The following is a 16,593-nucleotide window of genomic DNA, read 5'->3' on the forward strand; positions in this document are numbered from 1 at the left end:
CAGCACGCGCTGGAGACGAACTGGCAGGATGAGACGACGGTGCCCACCGGCCCGCAGATCAAGGCGATGTGCCTTGCAGTGCCGAAATACGGCAACGACGTGGACGAGGTGGACTTTATCGCTCGGGATTTGATGGCGATGATAGCGAAGGAGCTGTCTTCGTACAAGAACACGAGATATGGCAGGGGACCGATCGGCGGCACACTGCACTGCTCCACAAGCACCGTATCCAGCAACACACCGTTCGGTCATGTGTGCGGGGCTACACCGGACGGGCGCGATGCCTACATGTCGGTGGCGGACGGACAGTCACCCATGAGAGGAACGGATGTGAGCGGCCCTACAGCGGCGATCGCTTCCGTAGCAAAACTGCACAACGAACTGTTTTCCTGCGGCTCGCTGTATAACTTGAAATTCAGCCCCGAGGAACTTGCTTAGTATTCTATGAGTTAGCTTTGTAAATATAAATTCGTTTTGAAATTATAAATTCATTCAGAAAGGATGGGATTTTAATGGAAAACACAGTACAGGTAAACAAAAATGATGGTTTAAAAAGATTCGTCAGTCTGATCGATCAGTATTTTGCAATGGGTGGCAACCAGATGCAGTTTAATGTAGTCAGTAAGAAAACGCTGCTGGAGGCGCAGAAGGATCCGGATAAATATGCAAATCTGCTGGTCCGTGTCGCCGGCTACAGCGCTTATTTTACCCAGCTGTCAAAGGACGTGCAGGAAGACATCATTGCAAGAACTGAGGAGAAACTTTGAGAAACAGCAGTATAATGTATTCTAAGGAGGAAGAACATGAAAAGAAAACTGACAAAATGTACCAGCATGGCGCTTGTCATCGCTATGGCAATCTCTACCCTCGCGGGCTGCGGCGGCACGGCATCCACACAAGCGCCGGATGCAGGTTCCGAAAAACCGTCAACGGAAACGGCATCTCCGGAAGCAGCGGATGCAGATGCGGCTAAAGGAGCGGATGCCGCTGCGGAAGCGGAAGGTGCATTCCATGACACGGCGGAACTGGTCATTGATTATGCCAAGGCGGTAGACCCGAAGGGGGCGGACATAGTAGACGGCTCTTTCCAGTCGACGCCGGAACTAAAAGGCGCACTTGCCGATCAGATGATCGGTACGCAGAACCAGTTTGAAGGTATGAACATTGGTTTTTCCCAGCATCGTATCGCAGGTTCCGAGTGGTATGAGCAGCTTGTGGATTTTGCACAGGCGGAAGCGGATTACCTGGGCGTAAATCTGACCATTTACGATGCCAATGACGACATGAACCAGCAGATCGCCGACGTCGAGACCTTGATCAACCTGGGTATGGAGTCCATCATTGTCAATCCTTACAACTCCACCAACGTAGGCCTTGATTCCATCATCGCGGCGGATATCCCTCTGACGGTTGTCAATCAGGCTGTGGACTTCAGCGGTCCCTTCACCTTTGTGTCCGCGGACGTACAGGATTCCGGTTATAAGACGGGCTTTGAGCTGGCGCGCTACTACGATGAAAAGAACGGCTGGAAGGACGAGGTCAAAGCGTTTGTATTGTCCTCCGCTCCCCAGGAAAAAGAATCCGACCTGCGCAGATGGGGGCAGATCATGGGATGGACCGATTACATGCTTGACAAGTACGGCAAGAACAATCTGAATATTGTGGCATACCAGTATTATCAGTGGCTGCCGGAACCGGCTATGAACGCGACGCTGGACGTATTACAGGCAAATCCTGATATCGACGTTATCTTCGCCGCATGCGACGGCGGCGCGCAGGGCGTGGAAGCGGCGTTAGAGCAGATCGACAGGCTTGGAGATATCCTGGTATGTACCATCGACGGACGTAAATCCGTACTGCAGTGGATTAAGGATGGAGACAAGGGCATGGTCTGCGACGCGTATAACGATCCGAGACAGATGGGGAAATGGGCTGTTTACATGGCTGCATTGCAGGCAAGCGGCGTATCGACACCTTCTACCTTCTACGTTATGAACGATCTCGTTACCACAGAGAATGTGGATAACTACTTAGATCCGAATTCTACATATTAATTCTAAAACGGAGGCAGTCAGGAGCTGCCGCAGCGGCTGAAAAACCGCGGGTGCGGCGGCTCCGGCTCCATATCAACGAAGGTTAGGTGGTGCAAGGAATGGACAATGGGTATGCAGTGGAACTAAAAGACATAACCAAGAAATTCGGCGGTCTTACTGCGGTGGATAGCGTAAACTTTCAGGTAAAGCCGGGCGAAATCCACGCGCTTTGCGGGGAAAACGGCGCGGGTAAAAGCACGCTGATGAATGTGCTGACCGGTAAATTCCAGGCGAATTCTTATTCGGGAGAAATTTTGCTGAATGGGAAAAAAGTAAAAATCGGTTCTCCAATGGACGCCAAAAAAGAGAAGATTACAATCGTGCATCAGGAACTGGAGCTGATCCCGGACTTGAGTATTGCGGAAAATATTTTCCTGGGCAACCAGCCCGTATCTGCCGCGGGTATTGACTGGAAGAAGATGTACACCGAGGCGGGTGAAATACTGGAAAAATTTTCACTGGATTTAAATGTGAAAACAAAAATCAAATATTTGACGGTGGGGCAGCAGCAGCTGGTTGAAATTGCCAAAGCGATTTATCTGGGCGGCAGCGTCCTCATACTGGACGAACCGACGGCTCCGCTGACGGGACGCGAGATCGATTTCCTGATGGAAATGCTTGAGAAGCTTAAGGAAACGGGAATCTCCATCGTCTATATCACGCACCGTCTGGAGGAAATTTTCCGGCTTTCGGACCGGGTGTCCGTCATGCGGGACGGCAAAATGATCAACACCTTCCAGACAAAAGAGATCCTGGTAGACGAGCTTGTCGCCGCCATGATCGGGCGTAAAATGGAAAACATGTATCCGCATATGGATACAAAGGCGGGGGACGTGACGTTAGAGATCTGCGATTATTCCGTGCCGCATCCGCTGTATGACACGAATATCGTAGAGAACGCTTCGATGCAGTTTCACGCCGGCGAAATTGTGGGAATATCAGGTCTGCTGGGAGCAGGCAGAACCGAACTGATGTCGGCGGTAATCGGCGCATACCAGGGGAAGGGGAAGGGGGTTGTAAAACTTAACGGAAAAGAAGTGAAATTCAACTCTCCCGCCGCGGCCATCAAGGCTGGAATCGGGTATGTGACAGAAGATCGAAAAACAACGGGATTGATCCTGAACCAGACAATCCGTTTCAATATATCTATGGCTTCTTTGTCAAGAATAATCAAATATGGCCTTTTATTTCCGGGTAAGGAAAAAGCAATTGTGAATCATCTGAAAGAGGAACTGAGCATTAAGACGGAAAACATCGAAAATCCCGTCAGCAGCTTAAGCGGCGGTAACCAGCAGAAGGTGGTGCTGGCCAAATGGCTGGCGACGCAGCCGGGTATTCTGATTCTCGACGAGCCGACAAGGGGTGTTGATGTGGGCGCGAGATATGAAATCTATATGATTATGAAAGAACTGGCGGCTCAGGGAAATACGATCATCATGATCTCTTCGGACCTGCCGGAGGTCATCGGCATCAGCGACCGCGTATACGTGATGTATGAAGGAAAGGTGCAGGGTGAGCTGTCAAGAGAAGAATTGAGTGAAGATTCCATTATGCGTTATGCAACAGGAATAGCCCTGTAAAGTATATCTATATGTGCGGGAATACGCACGAATGGAGGAAAAAATGAAAAATGTGAAAACAGGAAAAGACAGGCTGAAAAAAATAGCAGATTTCGCATTGTCTAATTTCGTCATCATCGCTTTTGTGATACTGTTTATTGCAAGCTGCTTTCTGTCGCCGGCGTTCTTTACAAAGAACAATCTGATGTCGGTGCTGATTCAGAATTCGATTTATGCCATTTGCGCAATCGGGATGCTCGTGATCATCATTACCGGAGGCATCGACTTATCCACCGGTGCTTACGTCTGTATCACGGTCTGCCTGACGGCGGGGCTGATCCAGGACGGACACGGCATTGTCTCAGTTTTTATCGTATTGCTGCTGGCGCTGGTAATCGGTTCGGTTTCCGGTTCCATGGTAGCCTTTTTAAATATCGCTCCGTTTATAGCCACGTTGGCCATGACGACGATACTAAAAGGCGCAGCGTACATGTACCAGACCGGACAGAACCGCCGGATTGACGGGACGTTTCTGCCAAACTGGGTGAAAGGCACCACCGTTGGAATTCCCAATCCGGTGCTGGTGATGATTATCGTCTATCTCGTTTTCTTATTCGTCTTAAACCGTACCAGGTTTGGACGCGGGATCTACGCAATCGGCGGCAACAAGGAAACGGCGTATCTGGCCGGTATAAAAGTCAAGACGTATCTCGTGCTCAGCTATGCGCTGGGAGGTCTGTGCTTCGCGATTGCTGGGATTCTGCTGTGCGGGCGTCTCGGCATGGGAACGGCTACGGTGGGTGACGGCTATGAAATGGACGCGATTGCCTCAGTAGTCATCGGCGGCGCGGCTATGACCGGCGGTTCCGGCAGCGTGACAAAGACGATTGTCGGCGCCATGCTGATGGGCGTACTGTATAACATTATGAATCTGATGGGAATTGCCTCTTATCCGCAGATGATTGTGAAGGGCGTGGTCATTGTTCTGGCAGTGCTGCTTTACAAGAGAAAATAAGGAAGGCGAAGGGATAAATTATGATCCGCGATGAACTGCTAAGGCAGGATATTGATCAATTATCAGAAACGACCGGTATTGTGGCGAATATTGAGCGTTATGCGATTAACGACGGAGCCGGAGTGAGAACGACGGTTTTCACAAAAGGCTGTTACCTGCGCTGCCGGTGGTGCAGCAATCCCGAAACCCAGCTATTCGCGCCTGAAATGAGTTTTTTCCCGGACAAATGCTTCGGTTGTAAAAATTGTCTCAGGGCATGTCCGTATGGAGCCATCGGCGATGATCTCAATGCAGACCGCAATATCTGCAGGGATTGTCATACGAGAGAGCATGCGTTTGCCTGTACCGCAGCCTGTTACGCGAAATGCAGAAAAACGACCGGTGATAAAATGACGGTAAAACAGGTTTATGATATAGTAAAACGGGACGTGCCTTTTTATGAGGCATCCGGGGGCGGTGTGACCTTGTCAGGCGGCGAGCCGATGGCACAGCCTGAATTTACCTATGCGCTGCTGCGAATGCTGACGGAGCGCTGGATCGATACGGGAATCGAAACCTGCGGCTATGCGGACAAGGAGGATTACGAGAAGGTATTCCCATATCTGAATACCGTTTTCATGGACATCAAGCATATGGACAGTGAAAAACACCGTTTGTGGACGGGACAGGGCAATGAGCTGGTCTTAGAGAATATAAAGCTGGCAGATAAAATGACCGGAATCTATGGAAACAAACTGTTTATCCGCATTCCCGTTATTCCGGGTTTTAATGATACGGCAAAGGAGATCGACGCGGCGGCGCGCTTTGTCTCCACGGAATGCGCGCATGTGACGGGCATGGAACTTTTACCCTATCACAAACTGGGCCGCGGGAAATATTATAGTCTGGGCAGGAACTATCCGTTGGAGGATCTGACCCCGCCTTCCGCGGAACAGATGGAAGAGCGAAAACAGATATTGGCAGGTTATGGGATACCTATTTATCAATTTTAGCAAAAGTGCCCGTTGCTGGGGTGGCAGATAGCAGGAGCTGATTTTCAAACATGCTCCGGGGAAGCGCCTTAACAAAGGGCGCTTTCGCTGTGCAAAGAGGAAGAAAAGGATGATGGACGTGGCTAGAAGAAAAGTAATCATCGTAGACGATGAACAGCATATATGCCGTTTGATAGAAGCGCTGATCGACTGGGAGGCGCACGGACTCGAGGTGATTGGCTCAGCGCGCGATGGCGGGAGCGCGTTTCAAATGTGTCAGGAGTTGTCGCCGGATATTCTGATTACGGATATCCAGATGCCGGGCCTGAGCGGAATCGATTTGATCAAAAAGCTGAATGATCAGTTCCCGGAAATTAAAGTCATCATTATCACAGGCTACAGCCAGTTCCCATATGCACATCAGGCGCTGCGCTACGGAGTCGTGGATTATCTGCTGAAGCCGATTCAGAAGGAGGAACTTGAGCACGCCCTGCAAAAGGGGATGGAACTGATCGACCGTGAGATCGCCCTGCCGCTTGAAAAAGAAAGCCTGACGCTCAAATCAATGCAGGAAATTAAAGTCAACCTGTTGACACTTATTCTAAATGACGCGGCGCAGGCGCCGAAGATACATAATCTCAACCGGTTTATGGAGGAATACCATCTGAAATTCCAGGGCAGGCAGTGGCAGTTATTACAGGTGGAATTCATCTTGAGCAATGAGGAAAATACAGTTTCCGTCCAGGATTTTTTAAAGAATAAAATCAAGGACATTGTCGTCGGGGAATTAAAAGGCGAGCATATCGAGACCGTCACCGCGCTTTCGGGAAACAGTTTTTTCTGTCTGCTCAACGGAGACAAGGACTCGCTGGAACAGGCCAGGATTCAGTTGAACCAGGTGAAAAACAAGCTGCTGGTAGTCAACGACATTCTGCAGAGAATTAATTTTACCATCGGGATCAGCAGTGTGTGCGGGGAATTTGGCAGAATCAGCAGCTGTGTGAAGGAATGCCATGCCTGTATCCACTACAAAATCCTGAAAGGGAAAAATAAAATCATCAAATATAGCGACATACCGGCAGTGGAGCTTGATGCATCTTATTTTATCAATGAGAACTTTAGGAAACAGTTTCTAAAGGATGTGGTGGACGCGGACAGCGAGGCGGTGTCGGCACAAATCAACGAGCTTGTGACGTATCTTTACCGTTTTTCAGGGAAAATAGACGGTAACGTAGTGCTTGAAATATATCAGATGCTTGTGAAGCTGTTCTTCAAAGGCATCCAGACCTTCCCAATAACCGATTTTAAAGATTTTACGCAGGATAACCTGATATCGCAGAAGGAGTATTTTTACAGCATCTCGGGCGCTTTTAACTATTTAAGCGAGATTTTTGAGATGCTCTTGAAACGCTGCTGTGAGGAAAAGGAGGACCAGAACACGCAGCCGATCCGTGAGACGCAGCTCTATATAGAGGAACACTACATGGAACCGGTGAAACTGGAGGAGATTGCCAGGCATGTAGGCTTGAACGAGACATATTTATCCAGTATCTTTAAAAAGCAGATGGGAAAATCGTTAATCGATTACCTGACCTATACGCGCGTGCAGCACGCCAAGGAACTTTTAATTAACCGCAATAAAAGTGTAAATGAAATCGCCGAAGAGGTAGGATTCAACGATGCGAAATATTTTACGAAGCGGTTTAAAAAATATACCGGCGTGTCGCCGAATGAATACCGCAAGCTGTTTGCATAAGGCAGCAGGCAGGGGATATAAGGAGATGGCTTCGTGAAACGCTATACAATTTCCAAATTTTTAAACGTGGTGATGACGGCTTTGATCGTGTTTGTCAGTGCTGATCTGCTGGTGTCCGTATACATGCTGCTTAACGGTGGGAGTAAGCTTTATATCGCCGTCAGCACCCTGCTTTTTTTGACAGGGATACTGCTTCTGATGATATACCTGTTTCGGATACAGACCTCCATTAAAGGACTGAAAAAGTCCTATAACGAGTTTATGAACGGAAAGACCAGCAGTTTAAAAATCATGCCGTCCACGCATATGTTTCTGACCGAGGAAGAAAATCTGCTCAACCATATCAACGAGCTGATTAACAGGGAGGAGCTGTTAAAGGAAGCGAACAAACAGGCGGAATATCTGGCTCTGCAAAACCAGATTAACCCGCATTTTCTCTATAATACGCTGGAGGCGATGCGCGGAGATGCCTTAACCAGCGGCATGGAATCCCTGGCTAATGTGGCACAGGCGCTGTCCTCTTTTTTCCGCTATACCATATCCGACGTACAGTTTCTGGTGACCGTGGACGATGAGCTGGAAAATATCAACAATTATTTCTTAATACAGAAGTATCGGTTTGGAGATGAATTAAAGCTGGAGATTAATTTCCTGGATGACGAGGAGCAGATCCGGTGCCTGAGGCTTCCGAAGCTGACTCTGCAGCCGATCGTGGAAAACAGCGTGCGTCACGGGCTGGAAGCACAGGTCAACAGAGGGACCATTTCGATTACGTTCGAGCAGACGGAAACACATCTGTTTATCAGCGTCAAGGATTCGGGTATGGGCATGCCGGAGAAGGAACTGCAGGCGCTGAACAATTCCCTCAACGAAACGCCTTTTCAGCCGCGGGAAAAATATGACGCCGAAAAAGAAAAAAAGCTGAAAAACGGCCATACGGGCATTGCCCTCAAAAATGTATCCCAGAGGATCAAGCTTTTGTTCGGCGACGAATACGGCATCTATATTTTCAGCACACCGGGAGTGGGCACCAATGTCAAAATTACGGTTCCCAGACAGGGACAGGGTTCCCCGGTACCGGACAGATAAGAGGCATGTATGAAAAAAGAAATATTCAGAATGCATAACGGATTCATCAGACAGGGAAGGATACAAAAAGGGCCTTTCTTTTTGCATTTCTGCAAAGGGGAAATCAGCGGTATTATCACTGACGATTCGTTTGAAAAAGAGATGCTGATTCAGTTTTTCCGCTGCAAAAACAGCCTGGTGTCCGGAGATTTTTATTATAATGAACAAGGAATCGTATCCGATGACCGGAATAGCATCATCCGAAGGCTGATATCGGAGACTACGTCGGTTATTTCCGGCAATTCGCAGTTGTTTGAATCGCTGACGATCGTGGATAATATCTTCATTCCAAGTTTTTTCATCAAACGAAGGAAGCATAAGAAAGTGGCTGCCCGGCTGATGGAGTTTTTTGACATAGATATACCGCTCCATATGAAAATCAAGGACCTGACCACGTTCCAACGGCTGCAGATCGAGATCCTGCACGCTGTGGTGTGCCATCACAAATTGATTATCGTATCGGACATCAACGGTATGCTGCGATCAAAGGAGCGCAATAAGCTTCGCCAGCTTTATGAACGGCTGGCGCAGATTGGCTACGCCATCTGTCAGATTGAATCTCTGAACAATATATCGCTAAATACACTGGACCGGGTACAGGTCATCGAAAAGGGCAGAGGGGTTGGCAGCTACAGCAGAGTTGAGATCGAGTATTCCGAGATCGCGCGCCTGATTAACGCGGACGGGGAATCAAACCCAGGCGAACTGTTAAGAAAGAAGGATGACCGGTTCTTCGACGGCTTCAAGGGTATCGTGCTGGAAGCGCAGGATATCTGCTGCGGTCATCTGCAGCAGTTTTCCCTGAAGCTGTCCAAAGGGGAAATCGCCGAGATCAACTGCCGCAGCGGAATGGATTACCTGGAAATCAAAAGTGTGTTCACGGGCAGGGCGAATCCTACTGCCGGAAAATTTATATATGAAGGCAGGCCCCGTAATTTGAACGTATTAAGCCGGGCCATCACCAGAGGGGAGATCGGCTGCGTCGATTTCGCAAACCTGGACAATCTTCTGTTTGAAAATCTAAGCATTACGGAAAATGCCTGCTATCCGCTGTGCCTGAAAAACCCAGGTTTTTTCCTGCATCATAAATATAGGAAGCTGGCGGAGGATTACATCAGAAAGCTGATGCCCGGCCTCGATCTTGAAAAAAGCATCAAAAGCCTGACGCAGGAACAGATCATGCAGCTTGCGTTCTGCAAATGGATATTATGCAAACCGAAATTACTTTTGCTTTTTATTCCCTCCCCCTTTTTAAAGGATGAGCCGGATCATGTCATAGACCGGCTGATGATTGAACTGAGCAGATACGGCGTGCCGGTTCTGATTCTGTCAGAACGCTATAAGTTTGAATCGAAAATTATTGAAACAGAATATGTGATCCATAAAGGGGTGATAGCTAAGAAGCAGTGAGCTGGTCCGGGAGGCCCTACAGTGGTCCGGGAAGCCCTCCGGGGAGCATCCCATCCCGCCCCCCGGAGGGCTTCCCGGCTTTGGTGAACGTTACAGATGGAGGTTTCATGGACTTGGTATTAGTATAAAAGGTATAATTTTATGAAAATTTTATAATTGTTTAGAGTAGTTTTCGTGAATTCAGATTGACCATGTGCTATAATAAACAATAGTTATGCAGCCGGAGCTGTCGGAAGGTTTAGTGGGAGGCTGCGGGAACAGGATATCTGAGATCCCCGGAGGATCTTTCATTATATATAGAAAAGCAGGTGTTTTTGCACTTGAAGCTAAAAACCAGGTTGATTATTGCATTTTTTACAATTATACTTGTCCCGGTGCTGCTGACTGCGGTAGCGCTGCTGGGCTTCGGAAATTACCAGCTTCGGTCCATGAAGGAAACCTATGGCATCTCGGGGGAAGATTATGGATCTTTGGCGAACTCCGTTCAATTCCTCAGCCGCCTGACCATAGCCACCCATGACAAGATCCAGGAGAAAGCCCGCACGGACGGTTCTGAACTGGAAAGCGAGGCTTATCTTAGCACCGTGAATAACGAGCTTTATGGAAAATATTCTTATATCCTGGCCCGGCGGGGGGATACGTTAATTTATAATGGAAGTGATAAGGATGTTTCCGAGATTTTCGAGCATCTGCCGGAATATGGGAATTATGATTCCACTTTGGAAGGCGGCGTGTACCTGGGCGGTGAGGTCCAGGCACTGGTCAAACAGATCGATTTTAACTGTGCGGATGGAGAACCGGGAAGTGTATTCATCATCACATCCGCGGAAGCAGTGATTCCGCAGGTCCGGTCCTTCGCGTTTGACATGATGATCACCATTATCCTGATCCTGGTCTGTACCAGCGCGGTGCTGACGTCCTGGATCTACCGGAGCGTTGCTTCTCCTTTGAAGAAGTTAAAAGCAGCGGCCCAGAATATCAAAGAGGGCAATCTGGACTTTACGATCGAACCGGAAGCGGATGACGAGATCGGTGAACTCTGTATGGACTTTGAGGAGATGCGGCAGCGCCTGAAGATCACTTCGGAGGAAAAGCTCCAGTTCGATCAGCAGAATAAGGAACTGATCAGCAATATTTCCCATGATCTGAAGACGCCGATCACAGCGGTAAAAGGCTATGTGGAAGGCATCATGGACGGTGTGGCGGACACCCCTGAGAAGATCGACAAATATATTAAGACGATTTATAATAAGGCCAATGACATGGACCGGCTGATCAATGAGCTGACCTTTTACTCGAAGATTGATACCGACCGCATCCCGTATACGTTTAACAAAATTAATGTCAACAATTATTTTAATGATTGTATAGAAGAAGTAGGACTGGACCTGGAAGCCAAGAACATCGAACTGGCATATTTTAATTATGTGTCGGAGGATGTAGTCATTATCGCCGATGCGGAACAACTGAAGCGGGTGATTAATAATATTATCAATAATTCGGTAAAATATATAGATAAATCCAAAGGCTATATAAATATCCGGGTAAAAGACGTGGGAGATTTTATCCAGGTCGAAATCGAAGACAATGGAAAGGGAATTTCCAACAAAGATCTCCCCTTCGTTTTTGATCGTTTTTACCGCACGGACGCTTCCCGGAATTCATCCAAGGGCGGCAGCGGAATCGGTCTTTCAATCGTAAAGAAGGTCATTGAAGACCACGGAGGTAAGATCTGGGCAACCAGCAAGGAAGGTACAGGGACAGTCATGTATTTCGTGCTTAGAAAATATCAGGAGGTACCAGTGGATGAGTAAAATATTGATTGTAGAGGATGAAGAGAGTATCGCGGACCTGGAAAAGGATTACCTGGAACTCAGCGGGTTTGAAGTAGAGATCGAGAACACCGGGGATATCGGTTTGAAACGGGCGATGGCAGAGGATTATGATCTGCTGATCCTGGATCTGATGCTGCCTGGCGTGGATGGTTTCGAGATCTGCCGTCAGGTGCGGGAAAATAAAAACACTCCGATCATTATGGTATCGGCTAAAAAAGATGATATAGATAAAATCAGGGGGTTAGGCCTGGGGGCGGATGATTATATGACGAAACCCTTCAGCCCCAGTGAGATGGTGGCCCGTGTGAAGGCTCATCTCGCCCGTTATGAGCGGCTGATGAGCAGCAGCCATCAGGAAAATGAAATCATAGAGATCCGGGGCCTGAAGATAGATAAGACGGCCAGACGGGTCTGGATTAATGGGGAAGAGAAGAACTTTACCACAAAAGAATTCGATTTGCTGACTTTCCTGGCACAGAATCCGAATCATGTGTACACAAAGGAAGAACTGTTCCATCAGATCTGGGATATGGAGTCTGTGGGAGATATCGCTACGGTTACAGTACATGTGAAGAAGATCCGGGAGAAGATAGAATATGATACGGCGAAGCCGCAGTATATTGAGACGATCTGGGGCGTGGGGTACCGCTTTAAGGTGTGATATTGACATAACACTAAATTTAGTATAATATAAAAATAGCTAAGAAAGTAGTTAAGACCATGTGGACACAAAGCGAAATCCCGTGTATGCCAGTACACGGGATTTCATTTTAGGTTAGCTGTCTTTATGTTTTCTGTCTAACCATTTGCATATGTAGTAGCCAGCTACACTTGCCATGACAGAAAATATGAAAGTAGTTAAGGGTTCCATGCAGACACCTCCTTCCTGCTGGAAAGAGTTGACAGCATATCCATTATATCGTATTACAATAGGCATATCTACGGAACAGGCAGAGTGATTTTGAATCTTTTCCTCATGGTAGTATAAAATTCCTATACTACCACAAATACTACCGAAAGTTACGCGGTTAGAAAAAAATAAGAGGGAAAGAAACGGTAACATAGGGAAAATGCGTCGAGATTACATGGTTAAAGAGGGTATAAAACTTTATAAACGGTTATACATGGTGTAGATTATTGGACAATAAATACAAGTTCTCAGTATTTCCCATATTCTTTAAGCGGGAGGAATGAACGGGATGTTCGCTGTAAGAAGGTTTGAAAGGAAAGATGCGCCGGAGATTGCCTCATTAATACAAAGAAATTTCTTAGAGGTGAATATAACAGACTACGATCAGGAAGAGATGGAATGCCTGGCAAAGAAGCATAATGCGGAACATGTATGTCATATATCTGAAAATGCCCATATGTATGTCATTTGTGAGCAGGATAAGATTATCGGTACTGGTTCCGTTAAAAGTCTCAATGGAAGCCTGAACGAAAGCGGCTTAGTAACCATATTTGTTCTTCCGGAATATCAGGGGCGGGGGATAGGAAGAATAATCATGGATACGTTGGAACAGGACGAATTGTTCCGGAGAGCGCAGAGAATAGAGATCGGCGCATCTATAACTGCGTGTGGATTTTATGAAAAGATGGGTTATACATACAAGGACAATAGAAAAGCCCTTGACGAGCATGGACTTTATACGATGGTAAAATGCAGATCCTTAGTCTGAACCTGTATTGAGCCTGAGCCTGTATTGAACCTGAACCTATATTGAGTCAACCTGTATTGAGGTGAGATGTAATTATGAAAAGCTTTGATATGCAGAGTTCATACTTAAGGTTACTTTTTCTGTGAATTTGATTTATACTATATTACAGTATCATTGCGGCAAGAGAGGCCATTTTTTATATAATGGTATGATCAGAGAAGGTGCAGCAGACAATGAAAAACTTATGTAAAAGTGCAACGTGTTTTCTTACCATTCTTTTCACGTTTATCGGCACGGTTTTACCTCTGGAGGCTTCGGAGAAAAGTGTGTCGGAGCCTGTGAAAGTCGGGTATTATGAGGATGGAGATTATATGTCCCGGAACCAGCATGAGGAATACGTCGGCTACAATTTTGAATTCTTGCAGGAGATATCCAAACACAGCGGCTTCCTGTACGATGTGATCGATGCGGTTAGCTGGGAATCCGCGCTGCAGATGCTGATCGACGGAGACATTGATCTGCTTCCGGCAGTCTATTACACAGAGGAGCGGGCCAGTCAGATGCTGTTCAGCACACAGCCAATGTGTAATATCTATACGACCCTGAATGTAAGGCCGGATGACCAGCGGTATAATTATGATGATTTCGAAGCTTTTCAGGGGATGAATGTGGGTATCATAAGCGGCGGTATCGATGGAGAGAACTTTAAAGCCTTCTGTCAGGAACATGGAATCACCCTTAAGATTCATGAGTATGATGAGACGGATAAGCTGCTGGCTGCTCTGGACAACGGTACTCTGGACGGGGTGGCGATTACCCATCTGGGTAAAAACAGTACGTTCCGGAGTGTCGCACAATTTTCGCCCAGTCCGCTGTATTTTGTCGTATCGCGTCAGAGGGAAGATGTACTGGAATATTTGAACCGGGCCATGAACGATATTATGCTTGGCAATCCTGGTTATGAGATGGACCTCTATGATAAATATCTGGCGCCAAGCGCAAATCAAAAACCGGTTTTCACAAACGAAGAACAGGATTTTATAAGGGAGGCGGGAACGATCGTGGCATCCTATGATCCGGACTTCGCGCCTCTTTCTTACACAGAGCCGGGTACCGGTAAGTTTACGGGTGTCACGTCGGATATCCTGAATTTTATTGCGGAAAGCAGCGGGCTTCAATTCCGCTTTGAGGCGCATCCGCAGGCGGAAGCGCTGAAACTATTGGAAGAAGGGAACATCGATGTTCTTTGCGTGTCCGATGGGGATTATCTTTGGGACCGGAGAAATCAAATCAATTCAACGATCTACTTTTTGCGGTCGCCAACCGCAATGGTTACCCGGACGGGGAATGAGAAGATCATCCGACTGGCGCAGCCGGAAGGGTATCAGCTGTCGGAGGATGTGAAAAAGGATAATGCGGATATGGATATCATTTATTATCCATCAGCCAAAGCATGCCTTGAGGCGGTGAACAGCAAAAATGCGGACGCAGCCTTTATGAATACCCAGGTCGCCAGTTATTATCTGGAGGAGGAGCGGTTTAACGACCTGAGTGCTGCGCCTCTTAGTATGTACAACAATGATCTGTGTGTAGGAGTATCATTTTTAGCGGATCAGCGCCTCTTTTCCATAATAAACAAGTGTGTAAAATATTTACCCAGGGATCAAATCGATACTTCTCTGATCAATTATATGGCGAAGGGCAGCCAGTTCAGTATCGGAGATTTGATCAGACAGCATATGGCCGCTGTGATCCTTGTTATCTGCCTGATTCTGGGGATCATTATATTCCTGATCAGCCATAACTTAAAGGTTGCGCTTCGAAGCAACCAAAGAATCCAGGAACTGCTGTATAAAGATGATTTGACGGGATTATATAATATCAATGGTTTTTATAAAAAATGGGGAGAATTGGCACATGAGAAGGACAGAGGATATTATGCGCTGCTTTACAGCGATATCTGCCAGTTCCGGCTGATTAATGATCATTTTGGATTTGGTGTGGGCGATGAAGTGCTGATCGGACTGGCCGGCATATTGCGGAAAAATCAATGTGATAAAGAGCTGTGCGGACGGGTCTCCGCAGACAACTTTGTGATTCTGATGAACTATACAGATTGGGAGAAGCTGTTAATACGGCTGGAAGCTATCTTAAAGCAGCTGGATCTCTGGCGTCAGGAAAAGACGGGGATACCTTATCAGATCGGAATGGTATACGGCGCCTATCTCATCAACCCGTCGGAAGAGACAGGCATCCAGCAGATGATGGATTTCTCCAATTATGCCAGACGCAATGCAAAAAATAATCCCAATCATTTTGTCATGTGCTACGATGAAAAAATGCGCCAGCAGGCTATTTTTCAGCAAGAGCTGGAAAACAGGCTGGATTCTGCACTCAGCCGGGGTGAGCTGGAAGTCTATTATCAGCCCCAGGTGGATATGGAAACCGGGCAGATTATCAGCAGTGAGGCCCTGATCCGCTGGAACCACCCGGAAAAAGGGCTTTTGATGCCGGGTGCCTTTATTCCCCTGTTTGAAAAAAACGGTATGGTCACAGCTGTAGACCTGTGGCTGTTCGAGGACGTATGCCGGTCTATGCGCAAGTGGATGGACCAGGATATTACGGTACTGCCGGTTTCCTGTAATTTCTCCAGGCTGCACTTTGAACAGCCGGATTTCCCGGAGCACTTAAGCGCGATCGCGGACCGGTACCGGGTCCCGCATCAACTGCTGATCGTGGAGATAACCGAAAGCGCAATCATCGAAGACCCGGCCGTGATCGAAACGCTGCTGCCAAAACTTAAACAGAAGGGCTTCCTGGTCGCCATTGATGATTTTGGATCGGGGTATTCGTCGCTTGGCCAGCTGCAGCATCTGACGGCTGACGTGCTGAAAATGGACCGAAGCTTTATTGTCCACGGTATCCGGGCAAAGAGGGAACAAACGGTTATCAGGAACCTGATTCATCTGGCCAAAGAATTGGGCTTGATGGTCATCTGCGAAGGAGTGGAGGACCAGGAGCAGGCGGATATCTTATTGAAACTGAACGGCCGGCTGGCTCAGGGATTCTATTATTACCGGCCTGTGAAAAAAGAAGAGTTCGAAAGCATTGCATATTCTAAATAATCTGAAAGGGGACATGTCCAAACTGAAATGGACATGTCCCCTT

Annotated in this window: 13 protein-coding genes; all 13 read left to right on the forward strand. The window is 47.5% G+C overall.

Going from position 1 to position 16,593, the window contains the following annotated elements; all coding sequences use genetic code 11:
- Positions 1-9: 9 nt before the first annotated feature.
- Positions 10-438, forward strand: coding sequence for a pyruvate formate lyase family protein (locus KTH90_RS24935; protein WP_275061424.1), 429 nt, complete (start codon positions 10-12; stop codon positions 436-438).
- A gap of 74 nt (positions 439-512) precedes the next feature.
- Complete coding sequence (locus KTH90_RS24940) at positions 513-767, forward strand: glycine radical domain-containing protein (RefSeq protein WP_158348385.1); 255 nt, start codon at positions 513-515, stop codon at positions 765-767.
- A 36-nt stretch (positions 768-803) separates the two neighbouring features.
- Positions 804-2,054, forward strand: coding sequence for a substrate-binding domain-containing protein (locus KTH90_RS16185; protein ID WP_158355634.1), 1,251 nt, complete (start codon positions 804-806; stop codon positions 2,052-2,054).
- 98 nt (positions 2,055-2,152) lie between these two features.
- Positions 2,153-3,673, forward strand: coding sequence for a sugar ABC transporter ATP-binding protein (locus KTH90_RS16190; protein WP_158355635.1), 1,521 nt, complete (start codon positions 2,153-2,155; stop codon positions 3,671-3,673).
- Between the two features lie 43 nt (positions 3,674-3,716).
- On the forward strand, positions 3,717-4,667 hold the full coding sequence (locus KTH90_RS16195; protein ID WP_238727055.1) for an ABC transporter permease: 951 nt from the start codon (positions 3,717-3,719) through the stop codon (positions 4,665-4,667).
- Positions 4,668-4,687: 20 nt separating this feature from the next.
- Complete coding sequence (locus tag KTH90_RS16200; protein WP_158355637.1) at positions 4,688-5,659, forward strand: glycyl-radical enzyme activating protein; 972 nt, start codon at positions 4,688-4,690, stop codon at positions 5,657-5,659.
- 109 nt (positions 5,660-5,768) lie between these two features.
- On the forward strand, positions 5,769-7,394 hold the full coding sequence (locus KTH90_RS16205; RefSeq protein ID WP_238727056.1) for a response regulator transcription factor: 1,626 nt from the start codon (positions 5,769-5,771) through the stop codon (positions 7,392-7,394).
- Between the two features lie 33 nt (positions 7,395-7,427).
- Complete coding sequence (locus KTH90_RS16210) at positions 7,428-8,483, forward strand: sensor histidine kinase (RefSeq protein ID WP_158355639.1); 1,056 nt, start codon at positions 7,428-7,430, stop codon at positions 8,481-8,483.
- A 9-nt stretch (positions 8,484-8,492) separates the two neighbouring features.
- Positions 8,493-9,932 carry a sugar ABC transporter ATP-binding protein gene (locus KTH90_RS16215; RefSeq protein WP_158355640.1) on the forward strand — a complete coding sequence of 480 codons (1,440 nt, stop codon included), beginning with the start codon at positions 8,493-8,495 and terminating at the stop codon, positions 9,930-9,932.
- A 320-nt stretch (positions 9,933-10,252) separates the two neighbouring features.
- Positions 10,253-11,746, forward strand: a complete 1,494-nt coding sequence (locus tag KTH90_RS16220; protein WP_158355641.1) for a HAMP domain-containing sensor histidine kinase — start codon at positions 10,253-10,255, stop codon at positions 11,744-11,746.
- Positions 11,739-12,428: a response regulator transcription factor gene (locus tag KTH90_RS16225; protein WP_158355642.1), complete on the forward strand. Its 690-nt coding sequence runs from the start codon at positions 11,739-11,741 to the stop codon at positions 12,426-12,428. The genes KTH90_RS16220 and KTH90_RS16225 overlap by 8 nt, the downstream gene beginning before the upstream one ends.
- A gap of 538 nt (positions 12,429-12,966) precedes the next feature.
- The gene (locus KTH90_RS16230) at positions 12,967-13,446 is read left to right on the forward strand and encodes a GNAT family N-acetyltransferase (RefSeq protein WP_158355643.1); all 480 of its coding nucleotides are present in this window, start codon (positions 12,967-12,969) and stop codon (positions 13,444-13,446) included.
- A 212-nt stretch (positions 13,447-13,658) separates the two neighbouring features.
- Positions 13,659-16,550, forward strand: a complete 2,892-nt coding sequence (locus KTH90_RS16235; protein WP_238727057.1) for an EAL domain-containing protein — start codon at positions 13,659-13,661, stop codon at positions 16,548-16,550.
- Positions 16,551-16,593 lie beyond the last annotated feature (43 nt).

The organism is Diplocloster modestus (genome assembly GCF_019042245.1).
Classification (GTDB): domain Bacteria; phylum Bacillota; class Clostridia; order Lachnospirales; family Lachnospiraceae; genus Diplocloster; species Diplocloster modestus.

Coding starts and splice junctions, on each gene's coding strand:
- KTH90_RS16215 (WP_158355640.1), top strand. CDS start 8,493: ATGAAAAAAGAAATATTCAGAATGCATAACGGATTCATCAGACAGGGA.
- KTH90_RS16185 (WP_158355634.1), top strand. CDS start 804: ATGAAAAGAAAACTGACAAAATGTACCAGCATGGCGCTTGTCATCGCT.
- KTH90_RS16205 (WP_238727056.1), top strand. CDS start 5,769: ATGATGGACGTGGCTAGAAGAAAAGTAATCATCGTAGACGATGAACAG.
- KTH90_RS16195 (WP_238727055.1), top strand. CDS start 3,717: ATGAAAAATGTGAAAACAGGAAAAGACAGGCTGAAAAAAATAGCAGAT.
- KTH90_RS16230 (WP_158355643.1), top strand. CDS start 12,967: ATGTTCGCTGTAAGAAGGTTTGAAAGGAAAGATGCGCCGGAGATTGCC.
- KTH90_RS16225 (WP_158355642.1), top strand. CDS start 11,739: ATGAGTAAAATATTGATTGTAGAGGATGAAGAGAGTATCGCGGACCTG.
- KTH90_RS16200 (WP_158355637.1), top strand. CDS start 4,688: ATGATCCGCGATGAACTGCTAAGGCAGGATATTGATCAATTATCAGAA.
- KTH90_RS16190 (WP_158355635.1), top strand. CDS start 2,153: ATGGACAATGGGTATGCAGTGGAACTAAAAGACATAACCAAGAAATTC.
- KTH90_RS24940 (WP_158348385.1), top strand. CDS start 513: ATGGAAAACACAGTACAGGTAAACAAAAATGATGGTTTAAAAAGATTC.
- KTH90_RS16235 (WP_238727057.1), top strand. CDS start 13,659: ATGAAAAACTTATGTAAAAGTGCAACGTGTTTTCTTACCATTCTTTTC.